The sequence below is a fragment of the Pseudoduganella sp. R-43 genome (assembly GCF_049913255.1).
In the GTDB taxonomy this organism is placed as follows: domain Bacteria; phylum Pseudomonadota; class Gammaproteobacteria; order Burkholderiales; family Burkholderiaceae_D; genus Rugamonas.
Window position 1 is genome coordinate 6,365,570 of sequence record NZ_CP183988.1, and the last position, 17,725, is coordinate 6,383,294.

Annotated in this window: 13 protein-coding genes; 2 read left to right on the plus strand and 11 right to left on the minus strand. The window is 64.5% G+C overall.

The features are described 5' to 3' along the window. Positions 1–17: 17 nt before the first annotated feature. The 8 genes from ACN9M3_RS29155 to ACN9M3_RS29190 all read right to left on the minus strand — a co-directional run bounded on the left by ACN9M3_RS29155 (position 18) and on the right by ACN9M3_RS29190 (position 10,750). A complete protein-coding gene (locus tag ACN9M3_RS29155) occupies positions 18–2,702 on the minus strand; it encodes a molybdopterin-dependent oxidoreductase (protein WP_426165467.1) in 2,685 nt (894 codons plus the stop codon). Positions 2,703–2,706: 4 nt separating this feature from the next. Beyond that, on the minus strand, positions 2,707–3,921 hold the full coding sequence (locus ACN9M3_RS29160) for an NAD(P)/FAD-dependent oxidoreductase (protein WP_426165469.1): 1,215 nt from the start codon (positions 3,919–3,921) through the stop codon (positions 2,707–2,709). Beyond that, positions 3,918–4,268: a nitrite reductase small subunit NirD gene (gene nirD / locus ACN9M3_RS29165; protein WP_426165471.1), complete on the minus strand. Its 351-nt coding sequence runs from the start codon at positions 4,266–4,268 to the stop codon at positions 3,918–3,920. The genes ACN9M3_RS29160 and nirD overlap by 4 nt, the downstream gene beginning before the upstream one ends. A gap of 11 nt (positions 4,269–4,279) precedes the next feature. Continuing rightward, positions 4,280–6,802, minus strand: coding sequence for a nitrite reductase large subunit NirB (gene nirB, locus ACN9M3_RS29170; protein WP_426319445.1), 2,523 nt, complete (start codon positions 6,800–6,802; stop codon positions 4,280–4,282). Continuing rightward, complete coding sequence (locus ACN9M3_RS29175) at positions 6,799–8,097, minus strand: MFS transporter (RefSeq protein WP_426319446.1); 1,299 nt, start codon at positions 8,095–8,097, stop codon at positions 6,799–6,801. The genes nirB and ACN9M3_RS29175 overlap by 4 nt, the downstream gene beginning before the upstream one ends. Before the next feature lie 255 nt (positions 8,098–8,352). Further along, entirely contained in the window at positions 8,353–8,982 is a 630-nt protein-coding gene (locus tag ACN9M3_RS29180; RefSeq protein WP_426319447.1) for a methyl-accepting chemotaxis protein, read from the minus strand. 13 nt (positions 8,983–8,995) lie between these two features. Continuing rightward, a complete protein-coding gene (locus ACN9M3_RS29185) occupies positions 8,996–10,120 on the minus strand; it encodes a CmpA/NrtA family ABC transporter substrate-binding protein (RefSeq protein WP_426319448.1) in 1,125 nt (374 codons plus the stop codon). A gap of 36 nt (positions 10,121–10,156) precedes the next feature. Beyond that, positions 10,157–10,750, minus strand: coding sequence for an ANTAR domain-containing response regulator (locus tag ACN9M3_RS29190; protein ID WP_426319449.1), 594 nt, complete (start codon positions 10,748–10,750; stop codon positions 10,157–10,159). A 49-nt stretch (positions 10,751–10,799) separates the two neighbouring features. Here ACN9M3_RS29190 and ACN9M3_RS29195 point away from each other — a divergent pair, with 49 nt between their 5' ends. Both ACN9M3_RS29195 and ACN9M3_RS29200 read left to right on the plus strand, forming a co-directional pair. After that, positions 10,800–11,411 (plus strand): DUF2238 domain-containing protein, encoded by a 612-nt coding sequence (locus tag ACN9M3_RS29195; RefSeq protein WP_426319450.1) that lies wholly within the window; start codon positions 10,800–10,802, stop codon positions 11,409–11,411. 1 nt (position 11,412) lies between these two features. After that, positions 11,413–12,318 (plus strand): AEC family transporter, encoded by a 906-nt coding sequence (locus ACN9M3_RS29200; protein ID WP_426165485.1) that lies wholly within the window; start codon positions 11,413–11,415, stop codon positions 12,316–12,318. Between the two features lies 1 nt (position 12,319). On the opposite strand, the gene ACN9M3_RS29205 is transcribed toward ACN9M3_RS29200, so the two are convergent. From ACN9M3_RS29205 to ACN9M3_RS29215, 3 genes are all read right to left on the minus strand, one after another. After that, on the minus strand, positions 12,320–12,910 hold the full coding sequence (locus ACN9M3_RS29205; protein ID WP_426165487.1) for a UdgX family uracil-DNA binding protein: 591 nt from the start codon (positions 12,908–12,910) through the stop codon (positions 12,320–12,322). Positions 12,911–13,027: 117 nt separating this feature from the next. Then, positions 13,028–13,717, minus strand: a complete 690-nt coding sequence (locus ACN9M3_RS29210) for a hypothetical protein (protein WP_426319451.1) — start codon at positions 13,715–13,717, stop codon at positions 13,028–13,030. Positions 13,718–13,798: 81 nt separating this feature from the next. Further along, complete coding sequence (locus ACN9M3_RS29215; RefSeq protein WP_426319452.1) at positions 13,799–17,677, minus strand: glycoside hydrolase family 2 TIM barrel-domain containing protein; 3,879 nt, start codon at positions 17,675–17,677, stop codon at positions 13,799–13,801. Positions 17,678–17,725: the final 48 nt, after the last annotated feature.

Consider the following 17,725-nt stretch of genomic DNA (forward strand, 5'->3'; position numbering starts at 1 on the left):
TCTACCACGGGCGGGTTTTACGCGGTTTCCTCCACGCGTACTTCGCTCAGCAGTTTCTTCAGCTCCGGCACGCAGGAACCGCAATTCCCGCCGGCTTTCACACAGGCGGTGATCTGTGCCGGCGTAGTCAGGTTCTGCTCGCGGATCGCTTTGCAGATCGTATTGCGGCCGACGCCGAAGCAGGAGCATACCGTTGGCCCAGTGTCGGCGCCTGCCGCAATCGGGCGGCCAGCCAGCAGCGCTGCGCGGTCGGCCAGTTCCAGTTGCGCCTTGTCGAACAGGCTGGCCAGCCATTGGCGGGCCGGCAGGTCCGGGCGGGCCGAGATGAAGATGCACTGCGCAATGCGGTCGTCGACCAGGTGCACGGCGCGGAATACACCGGAGGTGCGGTCGGCGTATTCCAGCCAGTCGGCATCGTCGTCCTGGATGCCGAGCAGCTGGCGCGCCCAGGTGCCGAAATCTTCGATCGCATTGCGGCCGGCCAGTTCGTAGCGCTGGAAGTCCTTGCCCTGCACCTTGGTCCAGTAGGCCAGTGCATCAAGCTCCAGCCCTTCGCGGCTCAGGATAAAGCCGTGCCATTTGACCGGGAAGCGGTCGACCATCACGGGCGTGTGCTTGAACTCCGGCTCGCCGGAGACTGGGTCGACCACAGGATTCACCACGGCTCCGACGCGGGCGTCGGAAGCGGTCTGGTTGTTCCAGTGAATCGGCACGAAGACGCTGCCGCGAGCAATGCCGCCGCCGTGCTGGACGCGGGCGATCATGCTACCCCATTGGCTGGTGACGCGCGCCAGCTCGCCTTCCTTCACACCGCACAGCAGTGCATCCTGCGGGTGCATGTCGATGAAGGATTCCGGGATATGGTCGGCCAGCTTCGGTGCGCGGCCGGTGCGGGTCATTGTGTGCCAGTGGTCGCGCACGCGGCCGGTGTTGAGGGTGATCGGGAATTCGCCGTCCGGCAGGTTGGCCGGTGCGCGCGGCACTGTGGCGACGAAACGCGCGCGGCCGTCGGCGTGCGAGAAGCGGCCATCCGCGAATGGGCGGCTGGCTGGCGGTGCGTCGGTGGATGCAATCGCCGGCCATTGCGTCGGCTGCAGTGCATCGTAGGCCGCTTCACCCAGCGTGGCAAGACCGCCGATGTTGAAGGCGCGCGGCAGTTCGCTGTCGCTATTGCGCCAGGCGCTCAGGCGAGCATGTTCGGTGAAGATCTCGGCGGCGCTGGAGTAGCCAAAGCCATCGTAGCCCATGCGCAGCGCGAACTGCGACAGGATCAGCCAGTCCGCCCTCGCCTCGCCCGGCGCAAGCAGGAAGGCGCGCTGACGCGAGATGCGGCGCTCGGAGTTGGTGACCGTGCCGTCCTTTTCGCCCCAGGCCAACGCGGGCAGCAGGACGTCGGCGTAGGCATTGGTGTCGGTATCTCGCACCACGTCGGACACCACAACCAGTTCGCAGCGCTCCAGCGCGCGGCGCACCTGGTCGGCGTTTGGCAGGCTGACCACCGGGTTGGTGGCGATCACCCACACCGCCTTCACGCGTCCGGCTTCAATGGCTTCGAACAGGTCGACGGCCTTCAGGCCGGGCTTCGATGCAATGCGAGGCGATTCCCAGAATGTCTGCACGGCGTCGCGGTGCGCGGCGTTGTCCAGGTCCATGTGCGCTGCCAGCATATTGGCCAGGCCGCCCACTTCGCGGCCGCCCATGGCGTTGGGCTGGCCGGTGATGGAGAACGGGCCCATGCCCTGCTTGCCGATGCGGCCGCCGATCAGGTGGCAGTTGATGATGCTGTTCACCTTGTCGGTGCCGGCGCTGGACTGGTTGACGCCCATCGAGAAGCCGGTGATCACTTTCGCCGTCGCGGCGAAGGATTCGTAGAACTCCATCAGGTCCTGCAGGTTGAGGCGGCATGCGCGCGCGACCTCTTCCGGCGTCAGCGTGGCCACTGCCAAAGCGTCTTCCAGGCCGTTGGTATGAGCGGCCACGAACTCCGGATCGACGGCACCGATGCGCGACAGGTAACCCAGCAGGCCATTGAAGAGCCAGACGTCGGTTCCCGGCTTGATTGGCAGGTGCAGGTCGGCCAGCTCGCAGGTGGCGGTGCGGCGCGGGTCGACCACGACGATCTTCAGATTCGGGCGCGCTTCCTTGGCGCGCGTCAGGCGCTGGAACAGGATCGGGTGGCACCAGGCCAGGTTGGAGCCGACCAGCACCACCATGTCGGCGTGGTCGATGTCCTCGTAGTTGACCGGCACCACGTCTTCGCCGAAGGCCCGTTTGTGGCCTGCCACGGCGGACGACATGCACAGGCGGGAATTGGTATCGATGTTGGCGCTGCCGATATAGCCTTTAATCAGCTTGTTGGCGACGTAGTAGTCCTCGGTCAGCAACTGGCCGGAGACGTAGAAGGCCACGGCATCAGGGCCGTGTTCGTCGATGATGGCGCTCCATTTATCGGCCACATGGTCCAGCGCCTCCCCCCAGGCTACGCGCTGCAGCGAGCCATCGCCGCCCCGCTCGCGCATCATCGGATAAAGCAGCCGTCCTTCGAGGCCGATCGTCTCACCCAGCGCCGAGCCCTTCACGCACAAGCGCCCCTGGTTGGCGGGATGCGCGGCATCGCCGGCAATCTCGAACCCGCCTTCCGCACGCGGCGTCGCCGTGACACCGCAACCCACACCACAATAGGCGCACGTCGTCTTAATCATGAATTCACGCAGCCTGCGCGCAAAGCGCCTGCCCAAACAAAAGATGGTTGCGCATCGACGAAATGTCGGTGCGGTTCTGGATCAGGTCAAAGTACCAGGGGCCGTCCTGCACGTCGCCATACAGCACGGCGCCGGTGATGCGGCCGCCGTCGAGCACCAGGCGCTTGTAGACGCCGCGCCGCGGGTCTCGCAGCACCAGGTCCTCGCTGCCTTCACCGCCGATGAAGTCGCCAACCGAGTACAGGTCGACGCCGGTCACCTTCAGGCGGGTCGGCGTTACCTGCTGCACGTAACGGCGGTGGCCATTGCCTGCCAGGTGGGCGGCGCAGACGCGCGCCTGTTCCCAGATCGGCGCCACCAGGCCGAAGGTGGCGCGGCGGTGCTGCACGCATTCGCCCACGGCGTAAATGCGCGGATCGAAGCTTTGCAGCGTATCGTCCACCACAATGGCGCGTTCGCAATGCAGGCCGCTGCGCTTGGCCAGTTCGATATTCGGGCGTACGCCGGCGGTCATCACCACCAGGTCGGCCGGGATTTCGCTGCCGTCGGCAAAGCGCACGGCGGTCACGCGGTCGGGGCCGACGATTTCGCTGGTCTGCGCTTCCATGCGGAAGGCCAGGCCCTTCGCTTCCAGCGCCTTTTGCAGCAGTTGTGCAGCAGGCTTGTCCAGTTGCTGGTTCATCAGCGAGTCAGTCACGTGCACGACGGTGACCTGCATGCCCTGGCGCTGCAGGCCATTGGCTGCTTCCAGGCCGAGCAGGCCGCCACCGATAACGACTGCGTGACGGTGATTGCGCGCCGCCTCCAGCATCTGTTCGACGTCGTTGATGTCTCGGAAGGCCAGCACGCCAGGCAGCTCATGGCCCGGCACCGGGATGATGAACGGGCGCGAGCCGGTCGCGATCAGCAGGCGGTCATAGCGCACCTCGAGGCCGGAACGGGCGCGCACCAGGCGGCGCTTGCGGTCGATGAATTCGACCGCGTCGCCGGCGTGCAGGGTGATGCGGTTCTGTTCGTACCACTCGCGGGTGTTCAGCATGATGTCGTCGACCGTCTTTTCGCCCGCCAGCACCGGCGACAACAGGATGCGGTTGTAGTTGCCGTGCGGTTCGGCGCCAAAGACGGTGATGTCGTACATGTCCGGCGCGAGCTTGAGCAGCTCCTCGACCGTGCGCATGCCGGCCATGCCGTTGCCGATGACAACCAGCGCGGGTTTCATGCCCCGACCCAGACCTTTCCGCCTTCGATGCGTGCGGGCCAGGTCGGCACCGAGTGTTCCGGCGCTTCCAGGCATTCACCGGTCTGCAGGTCGAAATGGTGCTTGTAGATCGGCGAGGCAACGACGAGGCGCTCGCCCAGGTTGCCGACCAGGCCGCGCGACAGCACGGAGGCGTCCGAGTTCGGATCGTAGTTGCCGATGGCGAAGACGCGCGGCTCGCTGCCGTCGTTCAGGTGGAACACGGCGACCTGCTGGCCCTGCAGCAAGGCGCAGACACCGGTGTTCGGGACGATCTGGTCAACGTCGCAGATGGCGGTCCAGGCGGAGGCGGATTGGTCACGATGCATGGCTAGTCTCCTTATGCGATGGCTTTGATTGGTATGCGCTTGCGTTCTTCCACAGTGGCGGGGCGGATCTGGCCGCGCTCTTCCATGAAGACCACGTTGCTGTCTGCTTCCGGGCTGTTGACGAAGTGGCGGAAGCGGGCGCGCGTTTCAGGATTGTTGACGGCTTCCTTCCACTCGCAGGCGTAGGTATCGACCACGCGCTGCATGTCTTCTTCCATTTCGGCGTTGATGCCCAGCTTGTCGTTGATGATCACGTCCTTCAGGTAATCCAGGCCGCCTTCCAGGTTCTCGCGCCAGGTGCTGGTGCGCTGCAGGCGGTCGGCGGTACGGCTGTACAACATCAGGAAGCGGTCGACGTAGGCCACCAGGGTTGCCTTGTCCAGGTCGGAAGCGAGCAGCTCGGCATGGCGCGGCTTCATGCCGCCGTTGCCGCACACGTACAGGTTCCAGCCCTTCTCGGTGGCGATGATGCCGACGTCCTTGCCCTGCGCTTCGGCGCACTCGCGGGTGCAGCCGGACACGCCGAACTTGATCTTGTGCGGGGTGCGCAGGCCTTTGTAGCGGTTCTCCAGCTCAATCGCCAGGCCGACCGAATCACCGACGCCATAGCGGCACCAGGTGGAGCCGACGCAGGACTTCACGGTACGCAGCGACTTGCCGTAGGCGTGGCCCGTTTCGAAGCCGGCTTCGATCAGTTCTTCCCAGATCGCGGGCAACTGGTCGACGCGGGCGCCGAACAGGTCAACACGCTGGCCGCCAGTAATCTTGGTGTACAGGCCGTACTTCTTGGCCACCCGGCCAACGGCGATCAGGCCTTCCGGCGTCACTTCGCCGCCCGGCATGCGCGGCACCACCGAATAGGTGCCATCTTTCTGGATATTGCCCAGGAAGTAGTCGTTCGAATCCTGCAGGCTGGCGTGCTCTTTCTTCAGCACGAAATCGTTCCAGCAGGTGGCGAAGATGCTCGCCGCCAGCGGCTTGCAGACATCACAGCCCATGCCCTTGCCGTGGCGTGCCAGCAGGTCTTCGAAGGACTTGATCTGGCCGACGCGGATCAGGTGGAACAGTTCCTGGCGCGAATGCGGGAAGTGTTCGCAGACGTGGTTGTTCACGTCCATGCCCAGCTTCTTCATCTCGGCCTTCATGATCTGCGTCACCAGGGGCACGCAGCCGCCGCAGGAGGTGCCGGCGTTGCAGCACTGCTTGATGGCGCCGATGCTGGTGGCGCCGCCTGCAACAGCCTCGCAGATCGCGCCTTTCGACACGTCGTTGCAGGAGCAGATCTGGGCGCCGGCCGGCAGGGCATCCACGCCCAAGCCCGGCTTGGCGGCGCCGTCGGATTGCGGCAGGATCAGGAATTCCGGCGCTTCCGGCAATTCGATCTTGTTCAGCATCATTTGCAGCAGGGTGCCGTATTCGCCGGCATCGCCCACCATCACGCCACCCAGCAGGTACTTGCCGCAGTCGGAGACCACGATCTTCTTGTAGACCTGCTTGCGTTCATCGGTAAATTGGTAGCTGCGCGCACCTTCCGCCTTGGCGTGCGGATCGCCGATGCTGGCCACGTCCACGCCCATCAGCTTCAGCTTGGTGCTCATGTCGGCGCCGGTGAATTCAGCTTCGGTGTCGCCGCTGATGTGGCGCGCGGTAACGCGGGCCATGTCGTAGCCCGGTGCCACCAGGCCGTACACCATGCCGTTCCACAGTGCGCACTCGCCGATCGCGTACACATCCGGATCGCTGGTCTGGCAGTGGTTGTTGATGGCGATGCCGCCGCGCGGACCGACTTCCAGGCCGCATTCGCGTGCCAGGTAGTCGCGCGGGCGAATACCGGCGGAGAACACGATCATGTCGGCGTCCAGCGAAGTGCCGTCGGCGAACTGCATGCGGTGGGTGCCGGCCTCGCCGTCCACGATGGCGGTGGTGTTCTTGCCGGTGTGGACGGTCACGCCCAGGTCTTCGATCTTCTTGCGCAACACGCGGCCGCCGCCATCGTCGACCTGCACTGCCATCAGGCGCGGGGCAAATTCAACGACGTGGGTTTCCAGGCCCATGTCCTTCAGCGCCTTGGCGCACTCCAGGCCGAGCAGGCCGCCGCCGATCACCACGCCGGTTTTCGAGCGGGCGCCGCATTCCTGCATGGCTTCCAGGTCTTCGATGGTGCGGTAGACGAAGCAGTCCTTGCGGTCCTTGCCTTCCAGCGGCGGCACGAAGGGGAAAGAACCGGTGGCGATCACCAGCTTGTCGTAGGCCAGCACTTCGCCGCTGTTGCTGGTGACGGTGCGTGCGGCGCGGTCGATCGCGACGGCACGGCCGTTCAGCTTCAGGACCATGTCGTCGCGGTCGAAGAAGCCCGGCTCCACCAGGGACAGCTCGTCGGCGCTCTTGCCGCTGAAGAATTCCGACAGGTGCACGCGGTCATATGCCGGGCGCGGTTCTTCGCACAGGATGGTGACTTGCGCGCTGCCTGCCGGCAGGGATTTCAGGAACTGGTGGCCAACCATGCCGTGGCCGATGACGACGATCTTCTTCATGCTGCTGCTCCTGCAATGGCGTTTTCTTTTACGGTGGATTCGCTGAAACGTGCGGCCAGCGCGCACAGGGCGGAGACGGCGACGAACACACCCAGGATCCACAGGGTTTGCTGGGTATTGCCGATGCCTTTCAGCAGGAAGCCTGCTGCCACCGCGCCTACGTTGCCGCCGGCGCCGATGATGCCGGCCACGCCGCCCAGGGCGCGCTTGTCGACGAAAGGCACCAGCGCATACGTCGCGCCGCAGGCCATGTGGGTGAACAGGCCGAATACCAGCATGGCGATCACGGCGAGGGTCACGCTGTCTGCCTTGGCGAAGAACATCAGGCCGATGCCTTCGCCGATCATCATGGCGAACAGCAGGGTGACGCGGCTATTCAGGCTGCCGCGGGCGGCTGCCTTGTCCGAGACATAGCCGCCCAGGGCGCGGGCAAACAGCGCCAGCAGGCCGAAGCTGCCAGCCGCCAGGCCGGCTTGCGGCAGCGTGAGCTTGAAGGTGTCGACGTAATAAGTGGCGGCGATGTTGTGGATGAAGATCTCCACGCCGAAGCAGGCGCCGTAGGTGATGAACAGCAGCCACACACGGTAGTTGGCAGCAGCCAGCTTGAAGCTCGACCAGCCGCCCTTCTTGCCGCCTTCCAGTTCGACGCCGGCAGCGCGCAGGTCGGCGTAGTTGCCTTCCGGGCAGTCCTGGGTGAAGCGGTAGTAGACGAAGGCCATGACCAGCATCAGCACGCCTGGCACCACTAGGGCAGCGCGCCAGCCCATGGTTTCGTTCACGCCCAGCATGACCATGGCGGCCATGATCATCGGCATGGTGGACTGCACCACGCCGCCGCCGGCGTTGCCCCAGCCAGCTGCGGCCGCGTTGGCGGTGCCGACCACGTTCGGCGCAAACATGACCGAGGTGTGATATTGGGTGATGACGAAGCTGGCGCCGACCGCGCCGATCAGGAGGCGGAAGAACAGGAAGCTCTCATAGGTCTGCGCAGCGGCCACGCCCAGCACAGGGATGGCACCCAGCAGCAGCAGGCCGGTGTAGGCCTTGCGCGGGCCGTAGCGGTCGCACAGCGGGCCGATGATCAGGCGCACGACGATGGTGATCGCCACTGCCGCGATATTGATATTGGCGATCTGCGCCGGGGTCAGGCCGAACTCGCCTTTAATCACCGGCATCAGCGGCGCGCAGGCGAACCACGCGAAGAAGCAGACGAAGAAGGCCATCCACGTGAGGTGGAAGGCACGCATCTGCGGCGTTGAGAACGAAAACAGTTTGATGCTGGTCGCTTTGGCCATGTCGTTATCCCTGAAAACAAAAAGGCGTCCGCACAGCCGCTGCCGATCGAATCGTGTCGAAGGTAGCGCTGCGCGGACGCCGTTGTCCGGTTTTGCCGATCCTCCGTTAGACCGACCCTTTACCTATTGCTTTGCAAGACCTGTGCCAGCTCCTTGCAGGGGGAAAAGCGCGTCAATGGGCCCTGCCGAGGGCCGATTTCGCCATCTCGCGGTGCACCGCGCCCAACTATGGTGCACCGCAATAGCGCACGCGGCTCAGGCACTGGCCGCTTGCAGGGCGGCCTTCACCATGTCGTCGATTTCCGTCGTGATATTCGAGAGCACGCCGGCCACCACGGCAAATTCGCGCCCGGCGTGGCCTGCCCGTGCCGCCACCACGCGTGCATTGAAGGTGACCATTTTTGCCTGCCGGGCAATTGTTTCGATATCGGTAATCACGCCGCGCAGTTGTTTCTTCATCAGCACCGCATGCTGCTTGGACTGCTCTTCATAGATAGCGGTAATCTGGTTCAGGACCGCCAGCACGGGCGTGGCCGTTTCCACTAGTTGCTCCAGCGCTGGACCGGCGCGTCCCCGGTCGAGCGCGCGCTGGGCCAGGTCGATGAACTCCTTGATCTGGCGTGCGCCATCGGGCTTGCCGTAGTAGGCTTCCTGCAGCTCGGGGCAGAAAATGCCGGGCAGCGTGTCGCTGCCGTTCAGGAGAACGTGGTGCGCTTCGCGGAACAGGTTCAGCGCATCCTGCGCCGTTGCGGCGGCGCCGGGCTGGCCCTGGGCCGCCAGCACCGCATACAGCACCAGCCTTTGAGAGGTAAAGCGGCGGCGGCCGGACAGGTTGATCAAAGCGCCGAATACTTCGCCCGACAGGGGCTTGGCCGGTTCCTGCATGGATTCTCCTTCGCTACATGTGGATGTCGAAGGAGCCGGCGTAGCGCTCGGGGTCCTTGCCATCCCAGGTGGTCCCGTCGATGAACACCGAGCTGCGCAAGGTGCTGGCGGGGATCGGAGTCTCCGTTATTTCGGCCGCCTCTTTATACAAGGCGGTCTGGTGGACCTTAAGGGCCACGCCGAGGTAGTCGGGCGAGGCCTTGAGCAAGCCCCAGCGTTTTTGCTGGGTCATGAACCACATGCCGTCCGACAGGTAAGGGAAATTGGCCGCACCCTCCTGGTGGAAGCGCATGCTGTGCGCATCTTCCCAGCTGCGTCCCATGCCGTCTTCATAATGGCCGAGGATGCGCTGCCAGATCACGTCCTTGCCGGTATTGACGTACTGGATGGCGGAAATGATCTCGGCCATCGCCATGCGGTTGGCGGAACTGGCGTCGATCCAGCGGCTGGCCTCCAGCACGGCGGCAACCAGGGCGCGCGCGGTATTGGGGTGGCGGCGCACAAAATCGGCGGTGGTGGCCAGTACTTTTTCCGGATGGTCGGGCCAGATCTGCTGGCTGGTGGCGATGGTGACGCCCACGCCGTCCATCACGGCGCGGTGGTTCCACGGTTCGCCGGCGCAGAAGCCGTCCATATGCCCTGCCGCCAGGTTGGTCGCCATCTGCGATGGCGGCACCGTGATCACGCGCGCTTCCCGCAAAGGATGCACGCCATGCGCCGCCAGCCAGTAGTACAGCCACATGGCGTGCGTGCCGGTCGGGAAGGTCTGGGCCCAGCGCAGCTCACGCTCGTGCGACAGGGCGGCAACGGCGGCGCCGTCGCGCACGCCCTCCTCCGCCAGGCGGCGCGACAGGGTAATGGCCTGGCCGTTGCGATTCAAATTCATCAAGATTGCCATGTCGCGCCGCACCGAGCCCACGCCGAGGTGAGTTGCATAGACAAGCCCGTACAGCGCATGGGCGGCATCGAGTTCGCCGCTCAGCAGCTTGTCGCGCACGCCGGCCCACGACGTTTCCTTGCTCAATACGATGCGGATGCCGTGCTTGCGGTCCAGCCCAAGCACGGACGCCATCACCAGCGACGCGCAATCGGTCAGCGGGTTGAAGCCAATCCTGACGATGTCTTTTTCAATCTGCATACTTCACTCCTGCCGGGAATGCACCATCACGGTGCATCAGCCAAGCAAATCCTCCGCGTCCAGGATGCGCTGCGCCAGTTCGGCGAGCTTCAGGTTCTTGTTCATGGCCATGCTGCGCAGCTTCTGGAAAGCCTGGTCTTCGGTCAGGCCCTGGCGCGCCATCAGGATGCCCTTGGCGCGGTCGAGAAGCTTGCGCTCGGCCAGCTTGAGACGGGTGCCTTCCAGCTCGTCCAGCAGCTTCTGTTCGCGCTTGAAGCGCACCAGCGCCACGTCCAGCACGGGCTTGATGCGCTCGGGCTGCAAACCCGCCACCACATAGGCGGAAACCCCCGCCGCCATTGCCGCTTCCATGGAATCGGCCTTGTCGTCTTCGGTGAACATGACGATGGGGCGGCGCTCGTCGCGGGTGGCGATGACGATGTGCTCAAGCACGTCGCGCGCATCCGATTCGGCGTCGACGATGATCATGTCGGGCTGCAGGCGGGCGATGTGTTCGGGCAGGTGGAAATCGGCCGGCAGCGAGGCGATAAGGTCGTACCCCGCCTCCGCCAGCCCGGCCTGCAGGGCGTGCGCGCGTGCCTCACTTTCGTGCGGCGGGTGAATCAAAACGATGCGTAACGGGCGGCTCATGCTACTAATCGAGCAAGAACCGGGCCAGCTTTCGAGTTACTATTCGCATATGAACAAAACAATCTCCCCCTTGCACCTGGCGCTGGGCGCCATTGTTCTTTTGGTATTGGCCTGGTCGGGCATCGGTCCTTATGACCGTGCGACCTGGTGGATGGAAGTGGCGCCGGCGCTGGTGGCCTTGCCGCTGATGGCAGCGACTTACCGCAGCTACCGCCTGACGGACCTGCTGTATGTGCTGATTGCGGTGCATTGCGTGATCCTGATGGTGGGCGGCGCCTACACCTATGCGCGGGTGCCGTTCGGCTTCGACCTGCAGCACTGGTTCGGGCTGTCGCGCAACCCTTACGACAAGATCGGGCATTTTGCGCAGGGCTTCGTACTGGTCATGGTGGCGCGCGAAATCCTGCTGCGCGGCCGCCACCTCCCGGCCGGGAAGATGCTGGCCTTTATCGTGCTCTCCATCGTGCTGGCGATCAGCGCGACCTATGAGCTGATCGAATGGGGCGCTGCCGTGGCGCTGGGCCAGGGCGCGGACGAATTCCTCGGCACCCAGGGCGACCCGTGGGATACGCAGTCGGACATGTTCATGGCCCTGATCGGGGGCATCGCCGCCCTGCTGACGCTGACCCGCCTGCACGACCGCCAACTGGCTGGCCGCTAAGATGCTTGGCTCGATCATCCCGGTCTTCCTGCTGATCATGCTGGGAGTGGCGATCCGCCAGTCCCGCTGGATGCCGGACGATTTCTTTCCCTCGGTCGAGAAGTTCTCGTATTTCATCGCCTTCCCTGCCCTGCTGTTCACCGGTATAGCGCGGCTCGACTTCCACGGCCGCATGGTGGAGGAACTGGCGCTGGCGACGCTGCTGCCGACCTTTATCGTGGTCGGCATCGCCCTGCTGGTGCTGCTGTTCTGGCGTGGGTTGCCCGACCCAAGCCGCTCCTCCGTAGTGCAGGGCGCGATGCGGCCGAACAGCTACTTCGGGATTGCGGTCTCCGCCCTGTTCTTCCAGCCGCAGACAGCTGCGCTGGTGATGCTGGCGCTGGCCTTATGCCTGCCGGTGGTGAACGTGGTCTCGATCCTGGCCCTGTCATGGTGGAGCGGCAGCAAGGCGGACCTGGGCAAAGTGGCGAAGACGCTGGCGACCAATCCCATCATCCTGGCGACACTGGCGGGGATGGTTTTCAGCCTTGGCGGGCTGGCCCTGCCGGCGCCGTTGATGAACACACTGGATATCCTCGGCAAGTCGGCGCTCGCGCTTGGCCTGATCAGCGTCGGGAGCGGCCTGGTGTTTTCCATGGAAGGCCTGCGGCCCGCGGCGCTGGCCTTTACTTCCGTTCTCAAGCTGCTGGTGCTGCCCTTTGTGGCATCGCGCGTGTGCCTGGCGTTCGGCGTGTCCGAACCCGTATCGCTGGCGGCCTGCTTCTACTGCGCGCTGCCGACCGCCCCTAACGCGTACATCATGGCGCGGCAACTTGGCGGCGATGCGCGGCTGATGGCGTCCCTGATTACGCTGCAAACGCTGCTGGCGGCAGCCACGATTCCGCTGAGCCGGATGCTCTCAGCTTAGGTTATAGCAGACGCTTTGCTTCGAGCAGTGCATCGATGATGGCCTGGCGCGCTGCGGCACGGGCTTCGCTGCCGGGGACGCGCAGCGCGTAGGCGGGATGGTAGGTGGCGATGATCCAGCGGCCGCCCCGCTCTACCGGCTGGCCCATATAGTCTTTCAACGCCACGCTGCCGCTTTGCAGGACAGACTTCAGCGCAGTAGCGCCAAGGGCGACGATGATGTCTGGCGCCACGCTTTCCAGTTCGGCTTCGAGCCAGTAGTGGCAAGCAGCGACTTCCTTCTGCGCCGGCGTCTTGTGCATTCGGCGCTTGCCGCGTGGTTCCCATTTGAAGTGTTTGACCGCGTTGGTGATGTAAACCTGGCGGCGGTCGATGCCGGCTGCCTCCAGCGCCTCATCCAGCAGGTCGCCTGCCGGGCCGACGAAGGGTTTGCCGGCCAGGTCTTCCTGGTCACCCGGCTGCTCACCGACCAGCATCAGCTTTGCATGGCGCGCGCCCTGCCCGCCGACAGGCTGCGTGGCATTGCGCCATAAATCGCAGCGGCGGCACTCATCCAGCGTGGAGGGACGTTGCTCATCCGGCTTGGCTTTCATCCGGCCATTGTACGGCGCACCCGGCAAAGCGGCGCACGATGCAGGGAAGAAAAAAAATGGCACGGGCGGCTGGCGCCCGTGCCACGAATACTAGCCTGGCTGGGAGTGCCTGGCCGGTCAGAGAGACACAGTAAAGTCGTCGATGTCGACGTAGCCACCCTGGGCGCTGGATGCTGCGCTGAACAGGCCCATGCGGGCGCCGACCCAGCGGCCCACGGTGGCGGTGAATGGCATGCCGATTTCCTGGAAGCGCTTTTGGTCCAGGCTGTAGCTGAAAACGGTGCGGCCGCCTTCCGTCACCTGCAGGCGCAGGTAGACACGGCGCGCAGGAAGTTCGATGCCCGCCTGCTCTTCGTCGCGGCAGCCGGCCATCGCCTTCAAGCAGGTTTTCAATACAAGGCGGTTGGCGCCGCCGCTGCGCTGCACGCCGATCCAGGCGTAATCGAGGCCGTACATCAGCAAACCGCTGCTGTCGCCGTCGGCCATGCCGGACAGGTCAAGGCTGGCAGTGGCGGTGAAGCGCTCGGCCGGAAGCTTCTGCATCAACAGGGAGGCGCGGTTCCACAGGCTTCCCTGTTGCTGGGCCTGGGCGTCGAACTGGGAGAACAGGCGCAAGTGGCCGGGGCGGGCCTGGAGCGAATACCACTCGCTGCGCCAGTTGGCATTCCATTGCCATTGCAGGCCGAGTTGCGGGCCGTCGAAATTGTCGCTGGTGGCCGGGGCCACGGCATTGAATGCGCCGGTGACCGGCTGGCGATAGTTGCTGACTGGTTGGCCGATGCCTTTGCCATCCTGCTGTTCGCCCATCACCGGCCAACCATCCTGCCAACGCATCGGCTGCAGGTGGACGATGCGGCCATAGGCGCCCTTGTCCTGGAAGTGATAGAATCAGTCGCTGCCATCCGCCGCCTGCACCCATGCCCCCTGGTGCGGGCCGTTGACGGCCGTGCGCCCTTGGGCCAGCACGATCTTCGCTTCATACGGTCCTGCGATGCTGCGCGAGCGGAACACCGATTGCCAGCCCTGCCCAACGCCGCCAGCCGGGGCGAAGACATAGTAGTAGCCCTGGTGCTTGTACAGCTTGGGCCCTTCCAGCGTGTGGTAGCCGGTGAACTTGCTGCCGTCGATGGCGACGCTGCCTTTGTCGTCCAGCAGGCGACTGGCGTCGGGCGCCATGCGGCGCAGCGTCAGCAGGTTGTTGATGCCGGCGCGGCTGCGCGCCCAGGCGTGCATCAGCCATGCGCTGCCGTCGTCGTCCCAGAATGGCGCTGGATCAATGATGCCTTTGCCGGGTAACAGTAGCGTAGGCGCACTCCATGGGCCGCGGAAATCAGGTGCCGTCATCACGTACACGCCCTGGTCCGGGTCGGGATAGAAAATCCAGAACTTGCCATCGTGATGCCGCAACGCCGGTGCCCACACGCCCTTGCCGTGCGCGGGACGCTCGAACTGCGCGGCCGGCACCAGTTGCGGCAGTGCGTGGCCGACCAGCTGCCAATGCACCATGTCGCGCGACTCCAGCAGCGGCAAACCGGGGGCGTTGTTGAAACTGGACGCGGTCATGTAGTAAGTGTCGCCGACACGGATCACGTCCGGGTCGGAATAGTCGGCGTGCAGGATCGGGTTGCTGTAGTCCGGCGCCAGGGCCTTCGCCACCGGCTTGGCCGCAGTGGGGGAAATGGTGAAACTGTAGCGCGCCGGCTGCAGTTTGATGCGATAGCGCGCCAGCGGCCAGCCATCCGGACTCCAGCCGGTATCGCCGCCCACGCCTGCCTGCGCAAGGTCCACCAGCAAGCTGCCATCGCCATGCGGCGCGATGTCGGTGTTATGGCGCTCGCCGCGCGGGCGCAGGTAAAGGTCTTCGTAGGGGAAGGCCAACGCGTTCATCGACAGCGGTACGGGGCCCGCTACGCGGATGCCTGCACCGTCGGCATCGGTCAGCGAGAGCCAGCGCACGCCGGTCTTGTTGCCGCTTTCCTGCGGACGCATATAGCCTGCATAGTATTGATCGGCGACCTTGCCGCTGTAACGGCCAAGAGCGGCGCCGGTCAGGCGGTCGGCGTAGGATTCGCGCGGGCCGCGGCCATACCAGGTTACAGTGTCCAGCGCGGCGCTATGGTTGAAACGCATGCCGATGCGCATTGGTTCCGGCAGGTCGTCGCGCAGCGGGGTAAAGGCAGCTTCCACCTGCAGCTTGCCGTCCGGCGCCATGCGGTAGGCGCTTTCCCATTCCGCTGCGCCGGCGCCGAACGCGTGTTGCACCTTGACGAAGTCATGGCCCGCTTCGATCGCGCGAACTTGGCGCTGCTCGGTGAAATGCTGCCATATCTTCTGGCGCTGTTCGGCACCCGTGCCTTCGTCATTGTCGGTCGCGCCGCGCCAGAAGTTCGGCATGCCGCCATTCAGTAGCAGCTGTCCGTTGGCGCTGTAGTTTACCAGGCCGGTACTGGTGTCGATCTCCAGCTTTGCATTGGCGGCAGCCAGGGTAATCGAACCGGCGCTGCGCTGCGGAGCGATAAACTTGCCGGATGGCGCCTTGGCGGCCGGCGCGGAGGCAACGATGAACTGGCTCCAGCCGAGGATTGTTCCTGCCTCGACACCCGGGACCGCACCTTCCCTCACCTTTGCGCGCAGGGTCAGGACCAGCTCTCCTCCTTGCGGCGCGGCCGATGGCAGCTTGAAGGCGAAGCTGCGGGTAGCGCCGGCGGGCGCATTCACACCTTCCAGCTTGCCTGTGGCGATCTGCTCGCCGTCGCGCGCCAACATCCAGTCGAAGTCGAAGCCGGACAGGTCGCGAAAGTCGTAGCGGTTCACTACCGACAGCTTGCCGCTACGCGGGTCGCCTTCGAAGACGACGGGCGAATACACTTTCTGCAGTTCGTAGTATTCGGGCTGCGGCGCGCGGTCGGCCGTGACCACGCCGTCGCCTACCACGCTGTTGTCGCCGCGTTCAGGATTGAGGTCGAAGCCGGAGGCCCAGTATTCGCGGCCTTGCGCATCCTTGGCGCGCACGCCCTGGTCGACCCAGTCCCACACGAAGCCGCCCTGCAGCTTGCGGTACGAGCGGATCACCTTCCAGTAGTCTTCCAGGTTGCCGAGCGAGTTGCCCATGGCGTGGGCATATTCGCATTGGATCATCGGCTGCAGGTAGCGTGGATCGCGCGCATAGCCGGCTATCTTGTCGATATCGTCGTACATCGGCGCGTAGATGTCGACGTAGGCGTTCGGCAGGTGCTCCTCGCCAAGGGTGCCGTGGCCCAGGTAGCTTATCAGGCGGCTCGGATCGCGCTGGCGGATCCATGCGGCGGCCTGCTCGAAGTTCATGCCGGTGCCGGCCTCGTTGCCGAGCGACCAGAAGATGATCGATGGATGGTTCTTGTCACGCTCGACCATGCGCGAGACGCGGTCCAGGTGGGCGTCCTTCCAGCTTTCCAGGTAGCCCAGCTGGGTTGCGGCGCGCGTCGCGGGATCGGTTGCGGCGTCACCCTTCTGCATGTATTCATGCGACTCGATATTGGCTTCGTCCATCACGTACATGCCGTATTCGTCGGCCAGTTCGTACCAGCGCGGGTCGTTCGGGTAATGCGAGGTGCGCACGGCGTTGATGTTGGCGCGCTTCATCAGCTCCATGTCGCGCCTCATCGATTCCAGCGACATTACGCGGTAAGTATCCGGGTCGTGCTCGTGGCGGTTCATGCCCTTGATCATCACGCGCTTGCCGTTCACGCGGACCTCGCTCTGCGCCACTTCGACCGTGCGGAAGCCGATCTTGCGCGAAGTGGCGGACAACAGCTTGCCGCCTGCATCGCGGTATTCCAGCTGCAGGCGGTACAGGTTTGGCGTTTCGGCCGACCAGGCTTTCACGTTGGGCAGCGTGGCGCGCAGCGCAGGAACCTGACCGGCAGTGATCGCGGCGGCCGCGCTCCAGACGCTCCTGGCGCCATCATAAATGGTGGCGACGATGCTGCCGCCGGCAGGCAGGCCCGCCATGGCGGCTTCCAGCGCAAAGATGCCGTCGCGGTAGTGGGCCTTGTCCAGTGCGGCAGTGACCGTGAAATCGCGCAGGCGCGCCTTCGGCTCGGCATAGATGTAGACGCTGCGTTCGATGCCGGACACCCGCCAGAAATCCTGGTCCTCCAGGTAGGAGCCGTCTGCCCAGCGATACAGTTCGATCGCGATGGTGTTGCGGCCGGCGCGCACGAATTTGCCGATGTTGAATTCGGACGGCAGCTTGGAGTCTTCCGAGTAGCCGACTTTTTCGCCGTTGATCCAGATGTAATAAGCCGCACCCGCGGCGCCGATGTGCAGGAATACGTCGCGTTCCTGCCAGCCTGCCGGCACCTCGAAATCGCGCCGGTAGGATCCTACTTCGTTCAGGTCATGCGGAATGAAGGGCTGGTTGGCCGGGAAAGGGTATTTGATATTGGTGAAAATGGGCTTGCCGTAGCCTTGCGCCTGCATCATGCCCGGAACCTGGATGGTCTTCCAGCTGCTGATGTCGTAACCGGGCTTGTAAAAGTCCACCGGGCGCTTGTCGGTTCCCTGCGTGTAGGCGAACGACCAGGTGCCGTCCAGCGAACGGTAATACTGCGATGCCGCCATATCGCCCGCCACTGCCTTTTCCACGCTCTCGAAATTGAAGAACGTCGCCTTCATCGGCTCGCGATTGAGCGCAACTACTCCTGGCTGTTCCCATTCCGGGGTGGCCGCTGCGCAGCCGAATGCGGCTGCCATGGCAAGGGCGGCGAAGATATAACGAATACTCACTGCATGCTTCCTTTAAAAAACGCCGGACCACGCCATTCAGGGCGAAGT